The organism is uncultured Bacteroides sp., from assembly GCF_910586915.1.
Lineage (GTDB): Bacteria > Bacteroidota > Bacteroidia > Bacteroidales > Bacteroidaceae > Bacteroides.
Window position 1 is genome coordinate 21965 of record NZ_CAJULN010000001.1, and the last position, 24130, is coordinate 46094.

The window sequence follows — 24130 nt, forward strand, 5'->3', positions numbered from 1 at the left end:
TTGTTTCTTCTTTGTTTTGAGATTAAATATAGTACAGGCTGTTTGCTTTCATTCTCAGATACTTGTTCATGGAGAAGTAGGCGCACAGCCACGTTATTACAATACCGAACAGCAATACGCTTGCGCATACCGCCAGCATGACTTCGGGGGTGATGACGTGGAGCAATTCCTGCTCGTAGGTCACTGCCCAGTAGGCGGATCCCATCAATAGGGCATCGGCAATGATGGCTGCCAGTATCCCGCTCCATACGTTTTTCCGCAGAAACGGACCGCGTATGAATCCCCAGCTCGCTCCCACCAGTTTCATGGTGTGGATGAGGAAGCGTTTGGAATAGATGGCAAGTCTTATCGTATTGTTTATCAGGGCGAAGGATATGAAAGTGAGCACTACGGCCAAAGCAAGCAGTACCAGACTGATATTCCGGATGTTGTCATTCACGGCATCAATCAATTCCTTCCGGTAAAACACGTCTTGTATATTGGAGTTTTTCTTTATCAGTTTCTCTATCTTCGCGATGCTGTCGGAGTTGGCATAGTCGGAGTGCAGCTTGATTTCGAGGGAAGCGGTGAAGGGGTTGTATCCCAGGAATTCTTCGGGGTCGGTTCCCATCGCTTCGGTCTGCTCTTTCAAGGCCTGCTTCTTGGAGATGTATTCGGAGTGTTTCACGAACGATTCCTTGTTCAATTTCTTCTGGAGTTTGAGGATATCCGCCTCTTTCATGTCGTCGCTGATGAGAATGGAGAAACTGATATTCTCACGGACATACACGGAAAGGTTGTGCGCCGTAAGCACGAAAAAGACAACCATCCCTAACAGCAGCAGCACCAGAGTGGTACTGACGCTCGACGTGACGAACTGCATATCGAAAAACGAACCTGACTTATGTTTGCTCTTACCTCCCATGTGTGCTATCTCTTTTTTCGGAATACGTAAATCATGGAGCTGCTCCGCTCTTTCTGTCCCAAAGCGCTAAACCAGGCAAGCGTTCCGGCGTACAGCCCTTTCAGAAAGCTGTTCGCGCTGCCACGGTGCTTCTCGCTCAACATGGATACGTAGAACGCGTCGAACGGCATCGGGTGGCGTGCTGCCATAATAAATCCGTGGCGGGAAGCCAACTGTTGTACAGTGTCCGGGGTGAAATGCCAAAGATGGCGGGGGACGTCATAAGCCGCCCAATATTCCCGGTAGCGTTGCGCGTCGTAAGAAGAGCAGTTGGGCAGTGCTACAATCAGCACGCCTTTTTCGGTCAGCAATTCATGAAGCATCTGCCAAATCTCGTTGAGGTGTTCCAGGTGCTCCATCACGTGCCAAAGGGTGATTACATCAAAGCTACCGAGAGCAAACTCTTTCAGGGCCGGTTCGGGCTTCACGTCCAGTTGGAAGTGCTTTTTCGCAAATTGGCGTGCCTGGGGACTTTTCTCCACCGCTTCCACTTTCCAGCCACGACGCACCATTGTGTGAGCGAAATAGCCGGTTCCCGTGCCTATGTCAAGCAGGCGCCCTGTCTTATGGTGTGCTTCTTTTGCTACCAGGCGCGCCTTGCGGCCCAGCATATAGGAGCGTACGTAATGGTAAATGGTATTCATCGCGCCCTTGCGCGTATCGGTATGGGAGATGTAATCGGGAGTCTCGTAATACTTGCCTATCTCTGCTTCTACGGGAACGCCTTGCGTGAATGTAAATCCGCAGTCCTCACACGAATGCAGCTCAAACTGTTCGCCCGAAGCATAAAAATCCGTACAAGTCATAAGGCGCTTCAAGTGCGTACTGCCACACACCGGACAAGCATTTATACTGAGTTTCTCCATTAATTTCAAACAAAATTAAGTGCTGCCCCCGAACCGCCTGACAACACTATACCCGAATTTGGTGCAAAGAAACAAATAAAAAGCGAGGTGACGGGCTTTTGTTAAGGACTTTTAATAGAAGATTTACTCCCTGTAGGCACCCGAAAGCCATTGTGCGGATGTGACATTCGCGGCGCCGTTCTTTCAATCACTTCCTGGTGAATTGATTGAAAGGTTGTTTCCTCAAAAAAAAGAAACCCGCCATTGACTTTCGCTTTGTCAATGACGGGTGGTTTACCATCTTTTGGTTTTATCTCGAACTTGCGTGAGTCCGACCAGGATTCTGTTTAGCCGGTTGTCGTGTTTGTGTTGTGTCGTGCGGACGGTTTATGCTCCCGGGTCCGGAGTCTCACCGTCGTCACCGCCGGGGTTGCCGCCGTTGTTGCCATCCGAAGTCGGCGTGTCGGCAAGGTCGAAGCGGACACACTTGACGCCGGTGACCAGCGAACGGGTTGCCGTGGTACGGTCAGGGTTCTTGGTGTAGGCGGGCTGGAAGCGCACGGTGAGCGAAGCCTGAGCGGCAGATACCTTTTCGGGGAGTTCGACGCCACTGCCACTGGACTTCATCACCATGCGGAACGTGCCGAAGCCGTCGAGCGTCACACGCTCCGATGCTTGCAAGTGTTGTGCCATCACGGTCACAAGGTTGTCGAGCGTGTTCTTTACATCGCCCGGAGAGAGGGACGAGTAGGCGGCTATCTCGTTGGCGAGTTGCGTGGTGTTCACATTGCCGGTGTATATCACACGGGGGTAAAACAGTTTCTTTTTCTCTTTCGTTTCCAGAGGAGACTGGAAGACTTTGTACAATACTGGCATAGTTCAATCGTTTTTTGTGTTAATAAATCATTTTAGTTTTGTCCTCAAGCTTAATGACACTGCAAAGATATGGCGATTGTTCAGACTGACACAATCTTTTTTTCAAAATGCGTTCATAAATTAATTAATAAGATTATCTGCTATCTCCCCTCTCCATATAACTGATTTGCAGGACATATATGTCTAACTTCCAGCATATATAGCTGCTGGAACAAATAGCCTTCGCCATAAACAGCAGCTTTCAAATCCAACAAGACTTTATAATTTATATATGTATTTATTATTATCAGTGAAAACAGACAATACATCATCCTGAATATAAAAGTCTTCAATTAAATCATTCTTCATATCTTGAACTGTTTCCCCAAGTAGAATTGCAAAACAAATCATAAAGATAGCCCCAACAGTCTTTCTCCAACGATATATTCTTGAAAAAACAGTCTTGACGAGGAAGACTCTTATAATTGACTATTTTATATTCATCAGGTCCTAAAATTATAGGCAAAGAATCACAAAGAGACAAATACAAGCTATCATGATTGTTAACAACAGCATAATGTTTCAGGTTTTCTGATGACACACAGACTGTAGAATCGGTATTGTTTCTTAAATACATCTTCCCATTGATCTCTTTTATCATCGTTTTCATTTGTGCTTCATCCCAAAAGATTTTTTGTCTTATGCTATCTACATTATAACATGAAAAAGACTCTTCCGACTCAACATCATGAGACATAACTCCCATCTGTACCTTTCCCCCTTTCACATATCCGGAAAAGTAAGGCCACAATTCCTTTATATTAAAATATGTAACCCAACCTGGCTCAAGCAACGAAATTTCTATCAATTTCTTCTTCTCGCCACGTTTGGAAACTACCAATACCCATGTTTCCCCTCCATTGAATTCCATATTAATATTATTGGAATAACCGGTCTGCTCTATCATTTCTTCTGCAGACATTGGAAATTCATCCAATTCTATAAAACAAAGGTATCTGTCCTTGTATTGAACGATTTTTGAAGGATAATCCCCCTCCCATGCGGGATAATCTGATGCATGAATTTCATAAATATGATTGGAATCATTTATTGCCAATTCATACAATATCACATACTTATTGACTATAACTCCACTGTCAACCAACAAACAGGCTTGCTCTTTTACCGATTGCTGAACTTGGTCTATGGTAGGCTGTGTACAGCCTACCATAATAAATAAAAACAACAAATTTAAAAATACACTTCTCATTACTTCATAAATTTCTCATTCAACCTTTTCAACAGTTCACTACTTGTATTTATTATAAAAATCTCATTTTCAATACGGGCTTTTTTACTATTATAAAACAAAAGTTTTTGTTCACTAACATAATAAATAGCACCCAAATTGATTTTCAAAAGACTCATATCATTATCAGAAGTTCTATCATTTTGTGGATGCGAATGAAGAGCTACTACATGATTCCATTCTACTTTCGTGTAATCCGCACCAAACTTAAAGACAGCAGCCGCATCGTCAAGATTCACTGTTGAATTATAATATTCCATTTTGGTATTATTATGTGACTTCTGCATAGCATACATTCCTACAAGGAATTTCTTATCTTTTACAACAATTGAAATATCCTCATTATTTATCCTAATCAATCTATCATAAGGAAGTTTATTTGTTGAAGTTTTAAAAAGTTGCCCTTTGATTTATCACATAATCATCCTTCCCATCTAAATCTATCCTCAACACCGGATTATTCTTACAATAAGCATAAAGGCTCCAATTGTAGTATTTCTCACAGGAGGAATCGATTCCGTTCCACCTGCCAATCGCAGCATCATACCAGCGGGCACCGTAATCATACCAATCCAACCTACCTTTCCTATCTAATTCCTTACCGTTATACTTATAAGGCTGAACGGAAACAGAAGAAGAGGAAGCCATCAACCCGCCGAAAGGATAGTAATCATTCGTTTCCTCTACCGCTCCATCCTGGTTTAGTACAGCACGAACATTACCCTGATGGTCGTAGAAATAATAATGAAACTTACCATCCGATGGCGTGATATAACCGTCCGAAGTCAAAACCATTGTTAAAACATCATTCTCATAGACCGCAGAGCCGAAAGAAGAAACCGTAGTCACATCATTTCCTGAAATATATGTAGAACGGAGCTTCGTTCCGTCCGCCGCATACAAGTAACAGATACAGTCACCGTTTTCAAACTCGACCTTCTCCGGCAAATTTAATAAATTGTATTGAATATCAGCTATCTTTTTATTCAAATCTTTAGTCAAGTTACCATTTTCATCATAGGCGTATTCAACAGGAAGGTTAGAGCCGTCGATGAAGGACATACCATTGCCGTAAGAAGAATGAACGGCGTTGTCATAAACTGATTGTAATTGATTGCCCGAGTAAGTCAGATTCAAGTTATCAAGTAGACCGTAAGTAGCGGCACCAGCCTGTCCGTAGGTGATATTTCCGTTTCGGTCATAGCCAGCCGCTTGCTCATGAGACGTTTCAAGAAGTCATATTGATATTGGTAACATCAAATATCCCAAATGAGGGTATATCAAAACATACTCTTTGAAGAATTTACCCCTGCCACTTCACTATGGCAGGGGTAAATTCTTCTATTTGGGTATTATGACACATCTTTATTTATTAACCGATAAAATATAATCTGAAAATGAAATATTATTCCATACTTCTATTCATCCTCTAAAATATCCTTTGAAATTATGACTGTTTTAATCTTATTTCTCCACACCCATATTTGCAGACCTAAATTTTCAAAGTCATAAACTTTTTGATTTTGTCCTCTATCTTTGGATATAGGTATATAACAGACATCTTCATCATCGGGTTGCTGTCCTCCTATCAATAATAAAAAACGATCGTATGACATTCCTATTAAGTTTTCATTATGCCAAAAACAATATGTATCACAAGTAATAAATTCAATCTTTTGATTCTCCACCCACATAGATACATATTGTTCTGGAAACTCGTAGTCATCATAAGAATAAAATCCACGATCTATATGTTCTACAGTATGTGACAAACTCAAATACCTGTTAATATTGTCTCCTAAAACAAACATCCCAACAGAAACATTGGGAACTAATTCTAATTTCTCCATACTATAATCTATTTTCGCCAATGAGTTTCACCTTTTGCTTTCCTTTCAGCATCCTTTCGGATATTACTAATTTTCTTGGAAATTTTCACTTTCTCTTTTCCTGTAGCCGTCTGAAGCTGTTTCTCCAACTCCATTATCCGCTTCTCCGCCTGTGTTAAAGCCCTTCCACCATCACCATGCGGCATTCCTTTAGTCGAACACTTACCTATGCCTATCTTACCCCCTTTTCCTTTACCTGCCAAAGACGAAAAACCAAACAATCCATCTGTACTTTTATAGATAAATGAAACAGGATTAACATATCCACCTAAAAAAAGTTTTAATAACTGATGTTCAGGATAAATATTCTCCAACCTGCCTGATGCCCTTCTATACCATCGACCACGACCACCTTCAATTGAAGCTCCACCTTCCCAAACATTTAAGGCTTTTACAGAAATACCAACACTGGTAGGAACTCCATTTTCTACAACACCATAACTTGAATAGAAGGTATTCGTTTGATCGTTAAATGTCAAATTACCAGTGAATTCACTATCAGTGGCGTGATTCCAGGAATCGAAGTTGAAAATTTCAAAAATAGAACCATTGTCAAAATGGAGAGTACCCAAAAAGCGAGATATTTCATTCGGATCACTCGTACTCCAATAGTCCATTCCGAAAGGATCAATGTAGTTAACAGGATTATTCCCACAATATGAATAAGAAGTAATCCCATAATATTTCTCCGCTAACGGGTCTACCATATGCCACCTGCCAATCGCAGCATCATACCAGCGGGCACCGTAATCATACCAATCCAACCTACCTTTCCTATCTAATTCCTTACCGTTATACTTATAAGGCTGAACGGAAACAGAAGAAGAGGAAGCCATCAACCCGCCGAAAGGATAGTAATCATTCGTTTCCTCTACCGCTCCATCCTGGTTTAGTACAGCACGAACATTACCCTGATGGTCGTAGAAATAATAATGAAACTTACCATCCGATGGCGTGATATAACCGTCCGAAGTCAAAACCATTGTTAAAACATCATTCTCATAGACCGCAGAGCCGAAAGAAGAAACCGTAGTCACATCATTTCCTGAAATATATGTAGAACGGAGCTTCGTTCCGTCCGCCGCATACAAGTAACAGATACAGTCACCGTTTTCAAACTCGACCTTCTCCGGCAAATTTAATAAATTGTATTGAATATCAGCTATCTTTTTATTCAAATCTTTAGTCAAGTTACCATTTTCATCATAGGCGTATTCAACGGGAAGGTTAGAGCCGTCGATGAAGGACATACCATTGCCGTAAGAAGAATGAGCAGCGTTGTCATAAACCGATTGTAATTGATTGCCCGAGTAAGTCAGGTTCAAGTTATCAAGTAGACCGTAAGTAGCGGCACCAGCCTGTCCGTAGCGCAGTAAGTCGGTGATATTACCATTCTTATCATAGCCTGTTACTTGTTCGTTGAAACGACCGACGTTTGATTGAAGCAGGTTACCTTCGCCGTAAACAGCGTCTTGCAGGCGGTTCAGACCATCGTAAGTAAAGCGGTAGCCACGGGGAGAAACGGAAGAGCTACCGTCTGTCCAAAACATACTACTGAGATTGCCATTATAGCAAGGTGTGCCCGGACCGTCCGTATAATGCAAACGTTGCGAAAGCCCTGAAAGACTGTGCGAAGCAAGCCACCCACGAACGTTATAAGCATACTGTTCGGAGGTACGATTGCCACGTCTCTTCTCTGTCAAGCGACCCACTACATCGTACACATAATGAAGAGTGTCGGACGAAAGACCGTTCCAGAAATCTTTCTGCATAATCAGACGACCACGATCATCGTACGCAAAAGTACTCTCCAAGTTGTTCGACACATTGCCCGCTATCACTTCCCAACGGCTTTTCACTACCTGCCCCGTAAAGTTATATGCTGTATGAAGGCGGAGTTCCTTTACCTGACCGTCCGATTCGGGAAGCGTACTCACAGAATAAATCTCACGCGCTTCATCATCATAATAAATGGTGGAGGAAACCCAACGGTCAGTACCCAAGATACGGCTCTTCCGTCCGGTCACCAAGCCGACTGTCCGAAGATGATGTTCGACCGAATAACCTTCGGCAGAGACGAAAGGATGGGCAACGCTCGGAAGATATGCATCGTAATAAGTACATTGCAGGGGAGTACGGAGACCTGTAACTGCATAGTCAGGACTTGCATCGTAAGCAGCCTGCAACTGCTCACGGCTCATGGGAGACGAAAGGGTGATTTCTCCATTTTCCGTCTCACGGTTCTTAGCATCGTAAGCAAAGTATCTCCAGCAAAGAGAAGAAGAGGAACGCTGACGGCCGTCTTGCGTGAGTATGGTACGGTCGCGGCGGTCGTAGACGAAACAGACAGGCTCGCAACCGGGAAAGCGTTTCTCCGTGATACGTCCACGGCTATCGTACACGTATCGGTAGGCAAAACGGCGGAGAATAGTCTCCTGTTCTGCCGCCGGAGCATTCTCCAAACGGTGGGAGGCTTCGGGAGGAAGAACCAGGCAAAGATGGTCACGATAGTCGTACACATAATAGGTGCAGAGACGCTCAGCACCGTCCATACTGATATGCAGAATGTCGCGACCACGATTATCAGTGAAACGGATAGCGACGTGACCGTCTTCGTCCGTCTCCGTCACCTTCTCTAATGTACAGGGCGCAAAAAAACCCGCAGAGAGCAGAATACCCTCGGGAGAGATGCGGTAAAGACGGACTTCCTCAGCCGCATTCATCCCATAAGAGTAGGTAACGCCTTTGCCGGCAGTATGCCACGCCTTACCGGAGCCGACCGTTTTCGTCGGGCGGAGCAAAGGGGAAGATTCATATTCCGTATGCATAAAAGCATACGGCGCATCTTCCGTACCATATACCGAATAGTTTTAGGGAATATTTTAGGGAGTGAAAATAGGATATTTATATGACCTCTCAAAATAAAAATAAAGAAATCTCTTAAACCATCGGTTTTGAGAAATCATATAAATAAAACAACCACTTCTTTTAATAAAATAATATTAAAAACAGGTATAGTTATATTTATTACGTTTGCTTATTTGGAAACAGATAAGCAACTTTGCATTTGAAGTTAAATATAATGGGATACAAAAACTATAAAAGTCATATTGAGTGAAGAAGCTGAAAGTTTTGTGAGGCTTCAATCTATTAAAGCGCAGCAGAAAATTACCTATAACATCCGCAAACTGGAAAGCGGAGTGATGGATAAAGATCTTTCAAGAAACTGGATGATTCTGAAATTTGGGAGTTGCGCACATTGCTTAATAGTATATGCTACAGATTGTTTTTGGGGACACGGAAACACTTGTTGTTGTCACACACGGAATCATAAAGAAAACACAGAAAATCTCTCAAAAAGAGATACAACGGGTAGAAGAAATAAGAAAAGAATATTTTAACAATAAAAGTAATAACAATGAAAAAAATGAAGTTTACCCCTGCAAACAATCTGGTGAATGAAGTATGGGGAAAAGTAGGAACTCCTGAAAGAGATGCGATGGAAGCGCAGCTCAAAGACGAGGTAAATGCTTACTTCGTAGAGGAAGCTATCAAGAATGCACGCCTGAAACAAAACCTCACACAAGAGGAACTTGGCGAACGTATAGGTGTGAAACGTTCTCAGGTATGTAAGTTGGAAAGGGGAAATACTCCGTCACAATTTCCACTATGAGAAAGGTGTTCCGTGCTTTAGGAATAACTACTGCTACATTGGACTTAGGTATTGAAGGAAAAGTAGCTTTGTTGTCTAAATGTAACGTCAGTTCGATATAACTTAAAACAATGTAAGTTGCCTGTCTTTGATGAATTCTATATCAATGGCGGGCTTCTTTTCAAAAAAGCAATATGCTGCAATTGCCGAGAGAGCATTCGCAATGAAGTTGTTGAAAGAGCGGTGTCTTGAATGTTCTATCTGTGCGATATTCTTCAGTTCATCATTAACCGTTTCAATCAAGGCACGCTTCCTTAACAGGATTTTATCCGCAATACTCATCAGTGAGTTCTTCATTTTGTTCTTTACTTTGGTAACCAATTGTATGCCACCAAGAAAAAGAGTCTCAAACAATGCCTGTCCGATATATCCTTTGTCGGCACACAGTTTTCCTTTTATATTTTCTAAGAACCGTCCCTGTTTCAAGGGTTCCCGGTCATCCACATTCCCCGGTGTAAGCATGAAATTGAGGATTTCTCCTTTATCATTGATTATCAAATGTAATTTGAAACCGAAGAACCATCCCACCCAAGCATTTCCCTCTCTCGGCGAGTCCCTTGAATGTCTTATGAATCAATATGCGTTGGTTGCGACACACACGCAAAGGAGTGGAATCCACAAAACTGATCCCCGTGCAGGTTCCTAAAAGTACCTGTTTGATGAAGATGGCCAGTGGGAGCAACACTTCCTTTTCCAATTCAACAAAACGGTTATAAGACACACGCTTGGGAAACAAATGGGTCAGATGTTTGCAGACATATTCCTGATAATAGTGCTTGAAGCATCGGAAACCACCGGAATGAAACAGAATCAGAATAACCATAATTTCCCCATCACTCATCCGGTTGGGTTTATTACGATGCTTATGCGAGGTATCCTTGACCATATATTTTTCTTGTTGGACAGCAAATTCCTTGCAAAAATCATCGGCCATACAATAAATCTCTGTAACTTTAGCCTCTGAGAACATAGTGGTAATCGTTTAAATGTTATAATTGGACACTATAAATTTAATACTTATATCGAACTGACGTTATTATTACCTCAGATTCTCGTATAACTTCGATTCTCCAGAAATAAACAAGAACAAAAAAACGCTCGTTGATGGGCAGAACCGGATTCCGGATTTCATAGGATTCCTGGCAGAGCTGAAGAATGGTGCACGTATGGCAGAAAATCCCAAAGGATATGTCATTGGAGCCATCAAAAAGAAATTGAAGGAACTGTAATCCAATATAAACAGAATTTATTTTGCTTATTGATTGCTCTTTTTTATATTTGCAAACAGCAACTTTAAATATATACGATTATGACAAACATTAAGAAAATTGCATTGGCACTGGTTATCACATTAGCAGCCGGTTATGGCGTGTACGCATCACAGCAAAAAACCGAATTGTCCGAACTCGCTTTGGCTAATATTGAGGCGTTAGCTAATGGCGAAACAGGAACCTCAAATACAGGACCAAGAGAGCAAGTAAAATGCTATGGAGGTGGGCATAAAATGGTATGTCGTGGCATTAATTCTAACCCATGCGAAGATAGCGATTGCTTCTAGTACTTTACTGATTAAGTATTACTCTGAAACATATGCTTATTTTTGTTTCAGAGTAATACTACATAAGCTGTCCGATAGTACAAAATAAACGAGTAAAAAGTTTTTTTGTACTATTTTCATTCAAACGATACATTCGAATTCACACAGAACAGAATAATATCAATTACCTAACAAAGAAACGTTCATGAAAAATATAACAGCATTGTTTATTCTGTTGCTTTCTTTTTCAAATTGTTCTAATAAGAAAAACAATTTTGAGAGCACTATTTCTTCTAATTACAATATATACAAAGTAGAAGTATCTACAAACAAAAACTACTACGACTCAATTATTAACTTGATATCAGACACTGCATTTGTAATCCTTCAAGAAAAGGAAAACATTATGTTTTCTTATGCTGATAAGATAATAGAACATAATAATAAATATTTTATTTTGGATAAAACACTTCGTTCTATCGTTTCATTTAAAAAAGACGGAAATCCTATAACAAAATATGGGCGAATTGGACAAGGTCCAGGAGAATATGTTTCACCATGGGACTTTGATATAGATACAACAGGTCTGTATATCTTAGACACAAAATCAAAAAAAGTCATCCACTATAGTGAAGAAGGTTCGTTCTTAGAAGAAAGGAAAATTCCTTTTTTTGCAGATGCTTTAAAACGACTTAAAAATGGTAATTTCATATTCAATACAACACCTGATGGGACACAGAAACCAAGCATAATCTATACAGATTCTGAAATGAATACTATTAGTAAATCGTTAAACTATAGAAACAATTATATTGGAGGATATACAACAAATCATATCATAAGAAGCAATAAAACAGGATTAAATTTTTACCGGTCACCATCGGATTCCTTAACAATATTGGATAAAGATGGGAAAATTAAATCGTTTATAATTTTTAACTTTTTAAACAAATCAGTTCCTCAAATTGCAAAGACTGATTATATTACATTTATCCAAAAAGAACAATCTACAGATTATTTGCACTTTGCCAACAATCCAATCTGCATTTCTGACAGCATTTGGATAGGACTTTTAGAAGATGGGGACAATCAATACACAGCTGTTTTCAATCCATTCACCAATAATTTTGGATATAAGAAATTTACAAGGAAATCTTCTGTATATGATATTATAGAACCTATGTTTTCTGATAACAAAGGGTCTATAATTAGCCTTATCAGCCCTGAATTGAACAATATGTGCAAAGATTACAACTTATTACCCGACTCTATAACAAACGCATTAAATAAAGGAAATAGAGTTTTACTAATCAACAGAATCAAACAATATTAATAAAAGAGCACAAGCCTATATTCTTTTTTTATTCCAGAAAAAGTGCTTACCTTCGCTGGCGTGGTAACCTGCTTGCAGGTTGATAGCGCATTATCAACTTTGAACGCCTTCGGCTAAAGTTGGTGCGCTCTCCGAGGGGGCAAGGGGCAAGCCACCTGCCGACCCCATGCCGCCCGTAACCCAATCCGTACGACCATGGTGAAGACATCCATCCACATCAAGGCCTGCGACACCGCAGGAGCGTAGTCCACAATCGTGTTTTTATCGTGCAGATAACCCTGAGCCTGGGGACTGGGTTCAAACTCCTGCCCCATTACTTGGTGCAATACGCACCCGAACATAAAAAATAATATCAGTCGTTTCATACTCTGTCAATCGTGTTTGATTTAATATTCTGTTAATAGCGCGCCGGATACGCATAGCAGCCTTTCCGGCGCGCTTTCTTGTCTGATAGAAGGGAGACTAAATCCCTTTCTTTACAGATTCATCGCATTAGCGCCCAAGACGCCTGCCAAAGCCGAAGCCACTGCGATGATTACTTTCAGGATTGTATCCCAAACTCCTTTGTTCATTGCCATTGTTTACCTCCTTTCTGTTTCTTTAAATGTTTGTTTCATGTTGTGTTATCTCTTTGCCGGGCAGGTTGAATTCCTTCCCGGCGTCGAAGCACGGGCACTGTTTGAGCCACTCGTGGGGTTCGACCACGCCGTTTGCGTTTGCGTCGGGCGAGAGGTCGCGGTGTCCGCAGATGCGGCAGCCGGGAAAGAGCTGTTGCAACTGCCCGACAAGTTGCCGGAGCGCGCAGCGTTGTGCCGGCGTACGGGTGTCTGCCGGACGTCCGCGGCAGTCGAGACCGCCCTCGTAACAGATGCCTATCGAGTGGGCGTTGAAGCCTTTCGCATGGGCGCCGATGCGGTGGAGCGGACGGGTGGGGTGCACCGTTCCATCCGTGCGGATGTAGTAGTGATAGCCTGTGCCGTTGAAGCCGCGCCGGCGGTGCATCCTGTCGAGGGCTTCCGGAGAGAGTGCAGAGTCTCTCCGCGTGGCGCTGCAATGCACCACGATTAAGTTGATGGTTCGCATGGTTAGTGGATAATTTAATTTGTGTTCGTGTGTTTGCGTTGCGACGGGCGGCCTATACTCCCGGGTCCGGAGTTTCGCCGTCGTCACCGTCCGAACCGCCGCCGGGGTTACCGGAGTTGCCGCCCGAAGCCGGAGCGTCGGCAAGGTCGAAGCGGACACACTTGGCGCCGGTGACCAGCGAACGGGTTGCCGTGGTGCGGTCGGGGTTCTTGGTGTAGGCGGGCTGGAAGCGTACGGTGAGCGAAGCCTGGGCGGCAGAGACCTTTTCGGGGAGTTCGGCGCCGTTGCCGCCAGCCTTCATCACCAGGCGGAAGGTGCCGAGGCCGTCGAGAGTCACGCTTTCCGATGCTTGCAGGTGTTGCGACATCACGGTCATGAGGTTGTCGAGCGTGTTCTTCACGTCGCCCGGAGAGAGGGACGAGTAGGCGGCTATCTCCTGGGCGATTCGGGCGGTGCTCACGTTGCCGGTGTATATCACACGGGGGTAAAACAGTTTCTTTTTCTCTTTCGTTTCCAGAATCGACTGGATGGCTTTGTACAATACTGGCATAGTTGTAATTGTTTTTTTGTGTTAGTAAATTAGTTTCGTTTTGTCCTCAAGCTCAATGACACTGCGAAGATACGGCTATTGTCCGAACTGACCCAATCATTTTTTCAAAGTGCGTTCATAAATTAATTAATTACGCTGAGCAGGTAATGACCGGGCAGTTTGATTTTGCCGTTGCTCCCCCGAATGCTGCTCAGAGCCTTCCATACGGGGTGTCCGATGGCTCCGAAGTTGCTTTTGAGGATGATGGCATATTGCTCGGAAGGCGGAATCTTGTAGGAGCGGAGGTTGTCGAGCAGTCCGTCGAAGTTGCGCGGCGTGCCGTCGGCGGGCGGTTGCAGGGTGTCGATGTCCTCCTGCGTCGTCATCTTCCTTCCTTTCAGGATTTTTCCTCCTCCATCCTCTCCTTGAGGAGAGTCAGAGAGGTGGTTTGTTTTGTTTTTCTTTGTTTTTGTTTGTTTTTCTTTTTCTTTGTTTTGTGTACCCGATGACGACATTTCGGCTTCCACGGTTGCAGCATCGGCGGTTGATGTTGCAACACCGGCGGATGTTGTCGCTTCGAGGGGCGTTTGTGCGTCGGTATCTTCTGCGCTCTTCCTGCCGTTGCGGCACGACTGGTAGGAGGCGATTTCCTCCGCATCGAGCAGGCAGTAGGCAGGCTCGATGAGCGAGCTGCTGCGCCGCTTGGTGATGAAGAGATACTGCCGCTGGATGTCGGCGGAGGTGAGGATGCCGTATTGGCGGAAAAGCCCGGCGTCAAACAGTCCGTACTCCACGGCAAGGGCGATGATGCGTTTCGCGTCGTCCGTGTCGGTGCTGTAGAGACCGTCCGTCAGTTCGTCGTAGAAGGCGTCGCCCACGGCGATGTAGTACCCTTTTCCGGCGTAGATGTAGGAGAGCGTCTCTACCAGTGTGGCAAAGGCGGCGTCGCCTTCGCGTTTCATGACACGCCGCACCATGCGGTCGTGCATGAAACCGGTGCTCATGGGGAAATAGTCGAGTCCCTGTTTTATTCTTCCCATAGTGCGCGTAGTTTATCCTTTTCCTGCTTGCGGCGTATGCTGTCCGCCACTACCTGCCGCGCACGGAGGATGAGGAACATACGCAGGGCGGAGTCCTTCACCTCGGTTATCACGGGGTAGGAAAGGGGTTTGTTTTCGAACAATATATTTTTACTTTGGTCGCGGCGTTTGCGTGTGTCTGCCTTGCGGCATTCCTTGCAGTAGTTGTCCGCCGCACGGGTGCGTCGGTTCATGTAGAAGGCTTCGCGCGGAAGTTCCCGCTTGCAGCATCCGCAGATGTGCTGGGAGGTTTGTATTGTATTCATATCTAAAACTTCGTTTGTGTATTGGTAACAGATGGCTTGCGCGCAGGACATATAGCTGCTGTGTGTAGGAGATACGTCGGATGCACATTGGATATATAGATGCTGCGGGCAGGATATATAGAGGTTGGAAAGCGGATTCGACAGGAGTTCCGCCCACCGGAAGAGGGGGATGGGAGAGGCGGCGGACGGGGGAGCAGACAACCTTTCGTAAACTTTTTGCGGTTTTTCATGGTTTTTCTATTTTAAATTTATAATTTTGAAACGTATTTCTGATTGTTTCTCGCTGCAAAGATAAATTAGTTTTCAATAAGAAAACAAATTATTTTAGCCATTCCTTTTAAAAAAAGAGATAACCGTTTATGAATGAGCAAGTAGCGAGTTTATGATTTTTTACATCAAAATTTAAACACTAACAGCATGGATACAAATTTGGACGTACCCGGCATCATCAGGCGTGCCAAGCAGGTGTTGAACCTGAAAAGAGACAGCGAATTGGCTGAATATCTGGAAGTTTCGAGAGCGACGGTGACCAACTGGGCGGCACGCAACAGCATTGACTTCAAACTGTTGCTCGACAAGTTCGGGAATATGGTCGACTACAACTGGCTGCTGCTCGGAAAGGGCGTCCCGCAACGCCAGCAGCGTTTCTGCGAGAGCGAGCTGGCGCGGGGAGAGGTGGAGATTATTCACAACCCTAAAACTCCGGAGGCGAAGGACGACCGGAGCGTGGTGCTGTATGACATCACGGCGGCGGCCAACCTCAAGACGTTGTTCACCAACAAGCAACAGTATGCGTTGGGCAAGATACTCATTCCGAACATCTCCGCCTGCGACGGGGCAGTGTATGTGAACGGCGACAGTATGTACCCCATCCTCAAGTCGGGCGACATCATCGGGTACAAGGAGATAAGCAGCTTTGAAAACGTGATTTACGGAGAGATATATTTAGTGTCGTTCATGATTGACGGCGACGAGTATCTGGCGGTGAAGTACGCCAACCGCTCGGAGAAGGAGGGATGCATCAAGCTGGTGAGCTACAACACGCACCACGAGCCGATGGACATCCCGCTCACGGCTATCAACGCGATGGCAATCGTGAAGTTCTCGGTGCGACGGCACATGATGATGTAGAGGTGCACCACAGAGGGCACAGCGTCTCACAGAGTTTTTCTTCCTACGTTTGCCTGCGCTCCCTCTCATACGTGTGAGCGCAGCCGGCTGGGACGCCTTGAAGAAAAACTCTGTGAGACGCTGTGTACCCTGTGGTGAAAAAATCAGAAGACCTCCTCGCCCTTGAGTGTTGCCGAGCTGGCCTCAGTGATGCGCACATTCACAAAGTCGCCCACACGGTGCGTCCCCCGGTCGAACACCACGACACGGTTCTGCTCCGTACGTCCGAAGAGCTGCTCGCGCGAACGTTTGGACACTCCCTCCACGAGCACCTCATACGTCTTGCCGATGCAACGGCGGTTGGCTTCCGCCGAAAGGCGGTTCTGCAAGGCGATAATCTCATTCAGCCGGCGCACCTTTACCTCCTCGGGTATGTCGTCTTCGAGATGCTTCGACGCGTACGTTCCCGGGCGTTCGGAATATTTGAACATAAAGGCAGCGTCGTATCCGCACGCCTCCATGAGCGAAAGCGACAGTGCGTGGTCCTCCTCCGTTTCAGAGTGGAAGCCGGAGAAGATGTCCGTCGTCAGTCCGCAGTCGGGGATGATGCGCCTGATGGCTGCCACCCGTTCGAGATACCATTCGCGGGTATATTTGCGGTTCATCAGCTTGAGGATGCGCGAGCTTCCGCTCTGCACGGGCAGGTGGATATGCTTGCACACGTTGGGCACGGTGGCGATAACCTCCAGCGTCTCGTCGCTCATATCCTTCGGATGGGATGTGGTGAAGCGGATGCGCACGCCCGGAGCCGCCTGCGCCACGGTGCGGAGCAGCATCGGGAAGGTGACCGTCTCGCCCTCCGGCTTCTCGAAGCGGTAGGAGTTGACGTTCTGCCCTAAGAGGGTGATTTCCTTATAACCCTTCGCCACGAGGTCGGCCACCTCGTTGAGAATGCTCTCCACGTCGCGGCTGCGCTCTCTTCCGCGCGTATAGGGCACGATGCAATAGGTACAGAAATTGTTGCAACCGCGCATGATGGATACAAAGCCCGAGATGTGGTTGCCGCAGATGCGCGAGGGAATCACGTCGCGGTACGTCTCGGTGGTGGAAAGCTCCACGTTGATGGCCTTCTCGCCCGCTTCCACGGCGGCAATCAGGTCGGGCAACGTGAGGTAGGCGTCAGGCCCCACCACGAGGTTGACATGATGGTTCGTAATCAGCTCATCCTTCACACGCTCCGCCATGCACCCCAACACGCCCACAATCAGGTGCTTCTTCTTTTTCTTCATCGAGTGGAAAAACTCCAGGCGGTTGAGAATCTTCTGCTCCGCATTGTCGCGGATGGAACAGGTGTTCATAAACACGGCGTCGGCCTCCTCGAGCGTTTCCGCCACGGAGTAACCCGCCATTTGCATCACCGAGGCTATCACCTCACTGTCTGCCACGTTCATCTGGCAGCCGTACGTCTCGATAAACAACTTCTTGTTGTCGTCGGCCGTTTCAGTTGCGGATTTAAAGTCCGCTCCCGTCAATTCGTTCATATTCAAGTCTTATAATATTTAAAAATCCGGCTGCAAAGATAGGGCTTCGCTTTCAATAAGCGGCCGGTTGGGGCAAAAATAAAGCGAAAACTTACAGCAGGAGGGGCAAATTCGTAATTAATGTTAAGAGAGCAAACATTTTCGCGCCCGCCTCTTGGAGCTTTTAAATTTATTCTTCACATTTGTGCAATGAAAGAAACATTAGATTTTTTCATAGTTAAGGTTTAGGTTAAAAAAATTAAGGGGAGCTGTGAAGCTGCCCTTTTTTCATACCCCGAATGTTGGCTTAAACCGGAGAAAATACGTATCTTTGGCAGACAACTAATTAACAGCGAAACACTATGGAAGATTTTCTGAAATTTCTCTTTATAGCAGGCGTCATCCTTGTAGGCGTGTTCAAGGAGATGAACAAGAACAGCCAAGCGAAAAAAACAACCGGAAAACGACCCGTTTCCCCCACGCCAACGCCCGGCGAAATAGCACCGGACGCAGTGCCCGTGCCCGAACCCTGGGCACGCCCCCAGTCGCCCCACGAACTGCTGAGGCCGATACCCGTCGAACCGCCGGCCCCCAAACGCAACGCCCGGAAAGCACCCAAACAGCAACAGCATCCCCCGAAGAAGAAGAAAAGAGAAGAAGTGTCCGTAGCCGCCTCCATAGCCAACAGCGCCGCGCAAGACGAACTCAACCGCAGGCAAAACCCGCACAACGGCGCGCCCCACGACACCGCCGCCACCGGCAACGGCGACTTCACCATCCATTCGGCCGAAGAAGCACGCCGCGCCCTCATCTGGGGAGAGATACTCCAAAGGAAATATTGACAGGGGAGAGGAGCACGCGCCGACGCCCGCCCCGCCCCACTACATATCAACAGTATTCATCACGAAATTATACCATTATGTCACTCAATCGTATTTCGGCAGCAGAAGCTGCAAGCCTCATCAAACATGGCTACAACATCGGCCTGAGCGGGTTCACCCCCGCAGGAACGGCCAAGGCTGTCACGGCCGAACTCGCAAAGATAGCGGAAGCGGAACACGCCCTGGGAAAACCTTTCCAAGTAGGAATCTTCACGGGAGCCTCTACCGGCGAATCCTGCGACGGCGTCCTGGCACGCGTCAAAGCCATCCGCTACCGTGCCCCCTACACCACGAACGCCGACTTCCGCAAGGCGGTGAACAACGGCGAGATTGCCTACAACGACATACACCTCTCGCAGATGGCGCAGGAAGTGCGCTACGGATTCATGGGCAAAGTAGACATAGCCATTATCGAAGCCTGCGAAGTGACTCCCGACGGTAAGATTTACCTCACCGCCGCCGGCGGCATCTCGCCCACCATCTGCCGCCTTGCCGACCGCATCATCGTCGAACTGAACAGCGCGCACAGCAAATCGTGTATGGGCCTGCACGACGTGTACGAACCGCTTGACCCGCCCTGCCGCCGCGAAATACCCATCTACAAGCCGAGCGACCGCATCGGACTGCCCTACATACAGGTAGACCCGAAGAAAATCGTAGGCGTAGTGGAAACCAACTGGCCCGATGAGGCTCGCTCATTCTCCGAAGCCGACCCGCTGACGGACAAAATCGGGCAGAACGTGGCCGACTTCCTCGCTGCCGACATGAAGCGCGGCATCATCCCTCCCACCTTCCTCCCGTTGCAGTCGGGTGTGGGCAACATCGCCAACGCCGTGCTCGGCGCACTGGGACGCGACAAGACGATTCCGCCCTTCGAAATGTACACCGAAGTGATTCAGAACTCCGTCATCGGGCTGATTCGCGAAGGGCGTATCAAGTTCGGAAGCACCTGCTCGCTCACCGTCACCAACGACTGTCTGCAAAGCATCTACGACGATATGGACTTCTTCCGCGACAAGCTCGTGCTGCGTCCGTCCGAAATCTCCAACAGCCCCGAAGTGGTGCGCCGGCTCGGTGTCATCTCCATCAATACCGCCATTGAGGTCGACCTCTACGGCAACGTCAACTCTACCCACATCGGCGGCACGAAGATGATGAACGGCATCGGCGGTTCGGGCGACTTCACACGCAATGCTTACATCTCCATCTTCACCTGCCCGTCGGTAGCCAAAGAGGGAAAAATCAGTGCCATCGTGCCGATGGTGTCCCACCACGACCACACGGAGCACGACGTCAACATCGTCATTACCGAACAGGGCGTTGCCGACCTTCGCGGCAAGAGCCCGAAGGAGCGCGCGCAAGCCATCATCGAAAACTGTGCACACCCCGACTACAAACAGTTGCTTTGGGATTACCTCAAACTCACCGGCGGCAAGGCACAGACTCCGCACGCCATCCGGGCGGCACTCGGTATGCACGCCGAACTTGCCAAAAGCGGCGACATGAAGAATACCGACTGGGCGGAATATGCCAGGTAAATAGAACGTAGGATTTACAGCATCCTGCGCTGCACGCCTATCATTGTATTCTCTGATAAACAAAATCCACTTGTTTTTGTATATCAGAGAATACAATTTTTCTTTTACACCCCTCACACCACCGGCAAAAGCCCCAGGCTACCGCCCGATAATCACCTCGCAGACCTTATCCTGAAACGCCCTTGCCTTCGCAGCCGAAAGGACATTCTGATTCATGATGGCAAAGGCCACGTCGTGCCCGTTCTTCGTGCGGAGATAGCCCGCAAGCGCATTGATTGCCGTGAACGAGCCTGTCTTGGCGTGCACGTTGCGGAAGGCGGGCGCACGCTTCATCCGGTTCTTCAGCGTGCCGTCTATGCCGCCCACGGGAAGCGACTTATAGAGTTTGCGGAAGACGTCCGTGCGCGAATACGCATATTTCAGGAAGTCGACCAGCAGGGCGGGAGAGAGGTAGTTGTAGTTGGACAGCCCGCAGCCGTCTGCAATCTTATAATCCTTCGGGTCGTGGCCCAGGCGGCGAATCAGCTTCATGATTTCCACAATTCCATCTTCGGCAGCTACTTGTTTCTTTCCCGTGGCACGCGCGCCGAGGCGGCAGAGGAGCGCTTCGGCATTGAGGTTGTCGCTCTCCTTCATGAGTTGGTTCAGGACTTTCTGCACGGGGGTATCCCAAACGGCTATGCGTTCGAGCCGGATGCTGTCGGCACACGGCAGCGGGGCGAAGGCGTACGATGCGGGCGTTGCCACCCCCCTTGCCCGCAGACGCTTGACGAAGGTGTGCATAAAGAAGGCGGGAGAGTCGTAGATGTTGATGTCGTCCTTCCGCACGGAGGCGACATTGCCCGCCACGACGAGGTTGTTGCCGTTCGTGAGCCAGTCTCTTGTGAACGAGAACTTCCCGGCAGAGGGAGTGTGCGATGCGGTCAGGTTGGTCAGCGTGTAATAAGAGGAGACGGGACGGCAGGAGACACTTGCCGTATCGCCCTGCGTGGTGGAGGGGACGACGGAGATTTCCACCGTTCCTTTGCAGAACATAAGCGGCGAGAGATAGGGCTGATAGCCCGCAGGCGTATCGTCCCACGCCCAGCCGTGCCCCCAATAGAGGGAATCTTTCATCGAGACGTCGCCATACACCTGCCCGTTTATCGCGGAGAAGGGAAAAGTGCACACGGCGCTTACGAGCGAGTCCATCGCAGGGGTGTCGAACTCGGGGTCGAATCCGCCCACCACATACAGGTTGCCGTGCAGCGTGTCGCGCTCTATCACGCCGTCGTGCCACACTTCGGTGCGGAAAGGCTCGTCGGCGTCGGGGCGGGCGAGGGCGGTGATGGCCGTGAGCAGTTTCATGGTGGAGGCGGGGCGGGAGAGTTTCTCTGCCCGGTAGTGGTAGAGGGGCTTCTTTGCCGTGAGGTCGTACACGGCTATGCCAACTTCGGAGGCTTCGGGAAGCATCTTCTTAATAAGCGAATCTATCTGCGCAAACTCTCCCTGTGCCCGCAACGGCAACAGGCAGACGGACAGCACGGCCCATAAAAGCATTTTCTTCATACAAACATCGTGTTTACAAATCGAATCCGGGGCGCAAAGATAGCACTTCCCCGCCGAACTTGCCCTGCGAATCAGCAGAAAAAGCAGAAGCGGGAATCGGCTAACAAATCGTCAGTATTCGGGAGAAACTGACGACAGGAGAAAAGAAAACATTCGAAAAAAACACCAAAAAAGTTTAGCTGCTGAAAGGAAATGGCTACTTTTGTAGCGTGCGGAGAAGAACAATGACTGAATGACAATATCGCAAGAAAATAACATCGGCCACAGTGGAACAAGTAGAGTAAGCAACAAGAAGGAGTTTGATTTATTCTTCAAACAATACTATACCCTGTTCCTTTCCTTTGCCTGCCGCTACCTGCCCGATGCGGAGGAGGCGCGAGACATTGTCCAGGATGTCTTCATCGCCTTTTGGGAGCAACGGGCAAACTTCAGCTCGCTTTTCGCCGTCAAGGCTTTTTTCTACCGCTCCATCTCCAACCGTTGCCTCAACCACCTGAAACACGAGGCGGTGAAAGACCGCTATGCCGAGAGCCAGCTACAAGCGATGCAGAACAAGGAGTTTATTCTCGAAAACATCATCCGCGAGGAGGTGTCGTTCATCGTGCGCCGCAAAATCAAGGAGCTCACCCCGCGCGAACAGGAAATCATCATTCTCTCCCTGCAGAACAAGTCGAACCAGGAGATAGCCGAACTGCTTTCTATCTCCATTCCCACCGTAAAGACGCACAAGATGCACGCATATGCCCGCCTGCGTGCCGAACTCGAGGAGCTGCGCTTCCTGCTGCTTGTTTTATAACCTCCCCGGCGCGATGCACACCCTTGCCGCAGGAGATATATGCGCTGCAACCCGGTGATAGGGGGAGTGGGAGCAGGGAAATAATTATTTTATAAAAAATTGATTTTTTATCATACTACATTCGATATGTGTTGTTTTACTTGGGAAATGACACAAATCCCGTTATATCAATGACAGATAAAGAACTCAAAGAAAGTATGCAGATAGCCGGCGAGCTGGCGAAGGAAATCTGCACCGGACAACCCTCCGACACACCCCTTTCGCGGAAGTGGAAGGAGGATTCGGCACGGCTGTACGAAGAGATACGGAAGCAGGAGCATCTCCTCGAGGAAATCTCCTTCCACGACTCCGTCGACACCGTAGCGGAATTGGAGAGAGTGAGCCGCCGGATGAACCTCCCGGCAAGCAGATGGAACCGACGTACCTTATATAATATAGGTATCGCCGCCTCCTTCCTGTTGCTGCTCGGAGTGGCCGCCGCCCGGTTGCTTTGGACGGCCGGCAGCGAAGAGAGCGTTGCCCAATGGGCCGCCTCCGTGCCCGAACCGCCCAAGACCTCGCTCATTGCCCGCGACGGCCGTCCGGTGGAACTGGCAGCCAACGATCTCGTGGTGAAAGGCGACCGGCTCACCGCCCACACGCTCGACGGCAAGAGAGACATCGCCATCGAACTGCATCCCGGCAACCGCTTCAACAAGCTCTCGGTTCCGGCAGGCGGCGAATACCGCCTCACGCTGGAAGACGGCACGGTGGTGCAGGTGAATGCGGCTTCCGAGCTGCTCTTCCCCGCACACTTCACGCAGCACGTGCGCCAGGTCGAACTCCGGGGAGAGGCCTGCTTCCACGTGAGCCACCACCCCGAAAAGCCCTTCAACGTGCGGCTGGGCACGCTGAACGTGCAGGTGACGGGAACCTCCTTCAACGTCAAAGCCTACGAGGAAGAGGAGCACATCGCCATCACCCTGACGGAAGGCTCGGTCAACGTGCGCGAAGGGCAGAAGGTGCTTGCCGCGCTATCTCCGGGCGAGCAGTTCACCTACCACAAGAGGACGCGCGACTACGCCACGTCGGCGGCGGACATACCCGCCGTCACGGGATGGACGGAAAACAAGTTTGTCTTTCACAACGAAACCATCGGCAACATCATGAACGAGCTGTCGCGCTGGTACAACGTCGACATCCACGTGAGCAAAGAGATACGTGACGTACGCTACAACGGTATGCTGTCGCGCAAGCAGCCGCTCGCGGAGATTCTCCACATCCTGCATCTCACCAACGAACTCGACTTCAAGATATACCGCGACGAGCGGAGGATAGACGCGATAGAGAAACGGAATGAATAACAACAGAATATATC

22 protein-coding genes and 3 pseudogenes are annotated in these 24130 nt (G+C 47.8%); 9 read left to right on the forward strand and 16 right to left on the reverse strand.

Annotated elements, in window-relative coordinates; translation table 11 throughout:
- Nucleotides 1-22: 22 nt before the first annotated feature.
- From QZ331_RS00115 to QZ331_RS00150, 8 genes are all read right to left on the reverse strand, one after another.
- Complete coding sequence (locus tag QZ331_RS00115) at nt 23-904, reverse strand: permease-like cell division protein FtsX (RefSeq protein WP_294626884.1); 882 nt, start codon at nt 902-904, stop codon at nt 23-25.
- Nucleotides 905-909: 5 nt separating this feature from the next.
- Nucleotides 910-1809, reverse strand: a complete 900-nt coding sequence (locus QZ331_RS00120; RefSeq protein ID WP_294626886.1) for a methyltransferase domain-containing protein — start codon at nt 1807-1809, stop codon at nt 910-912.
- A 366-nt stretch (nt 1810-2175) separates the two neighbouring features.
- Entirely contained in the window at nt 2176-2664 is a 489-nt protein-coding gene (locus QZ331_RS00125; protein WP_294626888.1) for an HU family DNA-binding protein, read from the reverse strand.
- A gap of 337 nt (nt 2665-3001) precedes the next feature.
- Entirely contained in the window at nt 3002-3913 is a 912-nt protein-coding gene (locus tag QZ331_RS00130; RefSeq protein WP_294626890.1) for an Imm65 family immunity protein, read from the reverse strand.
- Nucleotides 3913-4212 carry a hypothetical protein gene (locus QZ331_RS00135; protein ID WP_294626892.1) on the reverse strand — a complete coding sequence of 100 codons (300 nt, stop codon included), beginning with the start codon at nt 4210-4212 and terminating at the stop codon, nt 3913-3915. The genes QZ331_RS00130 and QZ331_RS00135 overlap by 1 nt, the downstream gene beginning before the upstream one ends.
- Before the next feature lie 130 nt (nt 4213-4342).
- Nucleotides 4343-5089, reverse strand: coding sequence for an RHS repeat-associated core domain-containing protein (locus QZ331_RS00140; protein WP_294626894.1), 747 nt, complete (start codon nt 5087-5089; stop codon nt 4343-4345).
- A 281-nt stretch (nt 5090-5370) separates the two neighbouring features.
- Nucleotides 5371-5802 carry a hypothetical protein gene (locus QZ331_RS00145; protein ID WP_294626895.1) on the reverse strand — a complete coding sequence of 144 codons (432 nt, stop codon included), beginning with the start codon at nt 5800-5802 and terminating at the stop codon, nt 5371-5373.
- An 8-nt stretch (nt 5803-5810) separates the two neighbouring features.
- A complete protein-coding gene (locus QZ331_RS00150) occupies nt 5811-8669 on the reverse strand; it encodes an RHS repeat-associated core domain-containing protein (RefSeq protein ID WP_294626897.1) in 2859 nt (952 codons plus the stop codon).
- Nucleotides 8670-8948: 279 nt separating this feature from the next.
- On the opposite strand from QZ331_RS00150, the pseudogene QZ331_RS00155 reads away from it, so the two are divergent.
- Nucleotides 8949-9303 (forward strand): annotated as a pseudogene (locus QZ331_RS00155) (type II toxin-antitoxin system RelE/ParE family toxin).
- Nucleotides 9260-9615 (forward strand): annotated as a pseudogene (locus tag QZ331_RS00160) (helix-turn-helix transcriptional regulator). The pseudogenes QZ331_RS00155 and QZ331_RS00160 overlap by 44 nt, the downstream one beginning before the upstream one ends.
- A gap of 1 nt (nt 9616) precedes the next feature.
- On the opposite strand, the pseudogene QZ331_RS00165 reads toward QZ331_RS00160, so the two are convergent.
- Nucleotides 9617-10523: pseudogene (locus tag QZ331_RS00165) on the reverse strand (IS982 family transposase).
- A gap of 339 nt (nt 10524-10862) precedes the next feature.
- Here QZ331_RS00165 and QZ331_RS00170 point away from each other — a divergent pair.
- Both QZ331_RS00170 and QZ331_RS00175 read left to right on the forward strand, forming a co-directional pair.
- Nucleotides 10863-11111, forward strand: coding sequence for an NVEALA domain-containing protein (locus tag QZ331_RS00170; protein ID WP_294626899.1), 249 nt, complete (start codon nt 10863-10865; stop codon nt 11109-11111).
- A 184-nt stretch (nt 11112-11295) separates the two neighbouring features.
- Nucleotides 11296-12423, forward strand: coding sequence for a 6-bladed beta-propeller (locus tag QZ331_RS00175; RefSeq protein ID WP_294626900.1), 1128 nt, complete (start codon nt 11296-11298; stop codon nt 12421-12423).
- A gap of 476 nt (nt 12424-12899) precedes the next feature.
- Here the strand turns inward: QZ331_RS00175 and QZ331_RS00180 are convergent, their stop codons facing one another.
- The 5 genes from QZ331_RS00180 to QZ331_RS00200 all read right to left on the reverse strand — a co-directional run bounded on the left by QZ331_RS00180 (nt 12900) and on the right by QZ331_RS00200 (nt 15380).
- Nucleotides 12900-12995: a smalltalk protein gene (locus tag QZ331_RS00180; RefSeq protein WP_294627238.1), complete on the reverse strand. Its 96-nt coding sequence runs from the start codon at nt 12993-12995 to the stop codon at nt 12900-12902.
- 28 nt (nt 12996-13023) lie between these two features.
- Nucleotides 13024-13506 (reverse strand): N-acetylmuramoyl-L-alanine amidase, encoded by a 483-nt coding sequence (locus QZ331_RS00185; RefSeq protein WP_294626902.1) that lies wholly within the window; start codon nt 13504-13506, stop codon nt 13024-13026.
- Between the two features lie 52 nt (nt 13507-13558).
- A complete protein-coding gene (locus tag QZ331_RS00190; RefSeq protein ID WP_294626904.1) occupies nt 13559-14056 on the reverse strand; it encodes an HU family DNA-binding protein in 498 nt (165 codons plus the stop codon).
- A 122-nt stretch (nt 14057-14178) separates the two neighbouring features.
- Entirely contained in the window at nt 14179-15075 is an 897-nt protein-coding gene (locus QZ331_RS00195) for a DUF4373 domain-containing protein (RefSeq protein ID WP_294626905.1), read from the reverse strand.
- Nucleotides 15063-15380 (reverse strand): hypothetical protein, encoded by a 318-nt coding sequence (locus QZ331_RS00200; RefSeq protein WP_294627240.1) that lies wholly within the window; start codon nt 15378-15380, stop codon nt 15063-15065. The genes QZ331_RS00195 and QZ331_RS00200 overlap by 13 nt, the downstream gene beginning before the upstream one ends.
- Nucleotides 15381-15797: 417 nt before the next feature.
- Between QZ331_RS00200 and QZ331_RS00205 the strand changes: the two genes are divergently transcribed.
- Nucleotides 15798-16511 (forward strand): S24 family peptidase, encoded by a 714-nt coding sequence (locus QZ331_RS00205; protein WP_294626906.1) that lies wholly within the window; start codon nt 15798-15800, stop codon nt 16509-16511.
- Nucleotides 16512-16654: 143 nt separating this feature from the next.
- On the opposite strand, the gene miaB is transcribed toward QZ331_RS00205, so the two are convergent.
- Nucleotides 16655-18031, reverse strand: coding sequence for a tRNA (N6-isopentenyl adenosine(37)-C2)-methylthiotransferase MiaB (miaB, locus tag QZ331_RS00210; protein ID WP_294626908.1), 1377 nt, complete (start codon nt 18029-18031; stop codon nt 16655-16657).
- Nucleotides 18032-18372: 341 nt separating this feature from the next.
- Between miaB and QZ331_RS00215 the strand changes: the two genes are divergently transcribed.
- Entirely contained in the window at nt 18373-18852 is a 480-nt protein-coding gene (locus QZ331_RS00215) for a ferrichrome ABC transporter substrate-binding protein (protein WP_294626909.1), read from the forward strand.
- Nucleotides 18853-18929: 77 nt separating this feature from the next.
- Nucleotides 18930-20429, forward strand: a complete 1500-nt coding sequence (locus tag QZ331_RS00220) for an acetyl-CoA hydrolase/transferase family protein (protein ID WP_294626910.1) — start codon at nt 18930-18932, stop codon at nt 20427-20429.
- Between the two features lie 138 nt (nt 20430-20567).
- Here QZ331_RS00220 and dacB read toward each other — a convergent pair whose 3' ends face one another.
- Nucleotides 20568-21977 carry a D-alanyl-D-alanine carboxypeptidase/D-alanyl-D-alanine-endopeptidase gene (gene dacB, locus QZ331_RS00225; RefSeq protein WP_294626912.1) on the reverse strand — a complete coding sequence of 470 codons (1410 nt, stop codon included), beginning with the start codon at nt 21975-21977 and terminating at the stop codon, nt 20568-20570.
- A 232-nt stretch (nt 21978-22209) separates the two neighbouring features.
- On the opposite strand from dacB, the gene QZ331_RS00230 reads away from it, so the two are divergent.
- Together QZ331_RS00230 and QZ331_RS00235 are read left to right on the forward strand one after the other, a co-directional pair.
- Nucleotides 22210-22773, forward strand: a complete 564-nt coding sequence (locus QZ331_RS00230; protein WP_294626914.1) for an RNA polymerase sigma-70 factor — start codon at nt 22210-22212, stop codon at nt 22771-22773.
- 170 nt (nt 22774-22943) lie between these two features.
- Nucleotides 22944-24116: a FecR domain-containing protein gene (locus tag QZ331_RS00235; RefSeq protein WP_294626916.1), complete on the forward strand. Its 1173-nt coding sequence runs from the start codon at nt 22944-22946 to the stop codon at nt 24114-24116.
- Nucleotides 24117-24130 lie beyond the last annotated feature (14 nt).

Bases quoted from the DNA above. Each gene is read 5' to 3' on its own strand.
- QZ331_RS00115 (WP_294626884.1), bottom strand. From the start codon at position 904: ATGGGAGGTAAGAGCAAACATAAGTCAGGTTCGTTTTTCGATATGCAG.
- dacB (WP_294626912.1), bottom strand. From the start codon at position 21,977: ATGAAGAAAATGCTTTTATGGGCCGTGCTGTCCGTCTGCCTGTTGCCG.
- QZ331_RS00145 (WP_294626895.1), bottom strand. From the start codon at position 5,802: ATGGAGAAATTAGAATTAGTTCCCAATGTTTCTGTTGGGATGTTTGTT.
- QZ331_RS00195 (WP_294626905.1), bottom strand. From the start codon at position 15,075: ATGGGAAGAATAAAACAGGGACTCGACTATTTCCCCATGAGCACCGGT.
- QZ331_RS00200 (WP_294627240.1), bottom strand. From the start codon at position 15,380: ATGAATACAATACAAACCTCCCAGCACATCTGCGGATGCTGCAAGCGG.
- QZ331_RS00220 (WP_294626910.1), top strand. From the start codon at position 18,930: ATGTCACTCAATCGTATTTCGGCAGCAGAAGCTGCAAGCCTCATCAAA.
- miaB (WP_294626908.1), bottom strand. From the start codon at position 18,031: ATGAACGAATTGACGGGAGCGGACTTTAAATCCGCAACTGAAACGGCC.
- QZ331_RS00190 (WP_294626904.1), bottom strand. From the start codon at position 14,056: ATGCCAGTATTGTACAAAGCCATCCAGTCGATTCTGGAAACGAAAGAG.
- QZ331_RS00175 (WP_294626900.1), top strand. From the start codon at position 11,296: ATGAAAAATATAACAGCATTGTTTATTCTGTTGCTTTCTTTTTCAAAT.
- QZ331_RS00230 (WP_294626914.1), top strand. From the start codon at position 22,210: ATGACAATATCGCAAGAAAATAACATCGGCCACAGTGGAACAAGTAGA.
- QZ331_RS00170 (WP_294626899.1), top strand. From the start codon at position 10,863: ATGACAAACATTAAGAAAATTGCATTGGCACTGGTTATCACATTAGCA.
- QZ331_RS00205 (WP_294626906.1), top strand. From the start codon at position 15,798: ATGGATACAAATTTGGACGTACCCGGCATCATCAGGCGTGCCAAGCAG.
- QZ331_RS00180 (WP_294627238.1), bottom strand. From the start codon at position 12,995: ATGAACAAAGGAGTTTGGGATACAATCCTGAAAGTAATCATCGCAGTG.
- QZ331_RS00125 (WP_294626888.1), bottom strand. From the start codon at position 2,664: ATGCCAGTATTGTACAAAGTCTTCCAGTCTCCTCTGGAAACGAAAGAG.
- QZ331_RS00235 (WP_294626916.1), top strand. From the start codon at position 22,944: ATGACAGATAAAGAACTCAAAGAAAGTATGCAGATAGCCGGCGAGCTG.
- QZ331_RS00120 (WP_294626886.1), bottom strand. From the start codon at position 1,809: ATGGAGAAACTCAGTATAAATGCTTGTCCGGTGTGTGGCAGTACGCAC.
- QZ331_RS00135 (WP_294626892.1), bottom strand. From the start codon at position 4,212: ATGGAATATTATAATTCAACAGTGAATCTTGACGATGCGGCTGCTGTC.
- QZ331_RS00130 (WP_294626890.1), bottom strand. From the start codon at position 3,913: ATGAGAAGTGTATTTTTAAATTTGTTGTTTTTATTTATTATGGTAGGC.
- QZ331_RS00215 (WP_294626909.1), top strand. From the start codon at position 18,373: ATGGAAGATTTTCTGAAATTTCTCTTTATAGCAGGCGTCATCCTTGTA.
- QZ331_RS00185 (WP_294626902.1), bottom strand. From the start codon at position 13,506: ATGCGAACCATCAACTTAATCGTGGTGCATTGCAGCGCCACGCGGAGA.
- QZ331_RS00150 (WP_294626897.1), bottom strand. From the start codon at position 8,669: ATGCATACGGAATATGAATCTTCCCCTTTGCTCCGCCCGACGAAAACG.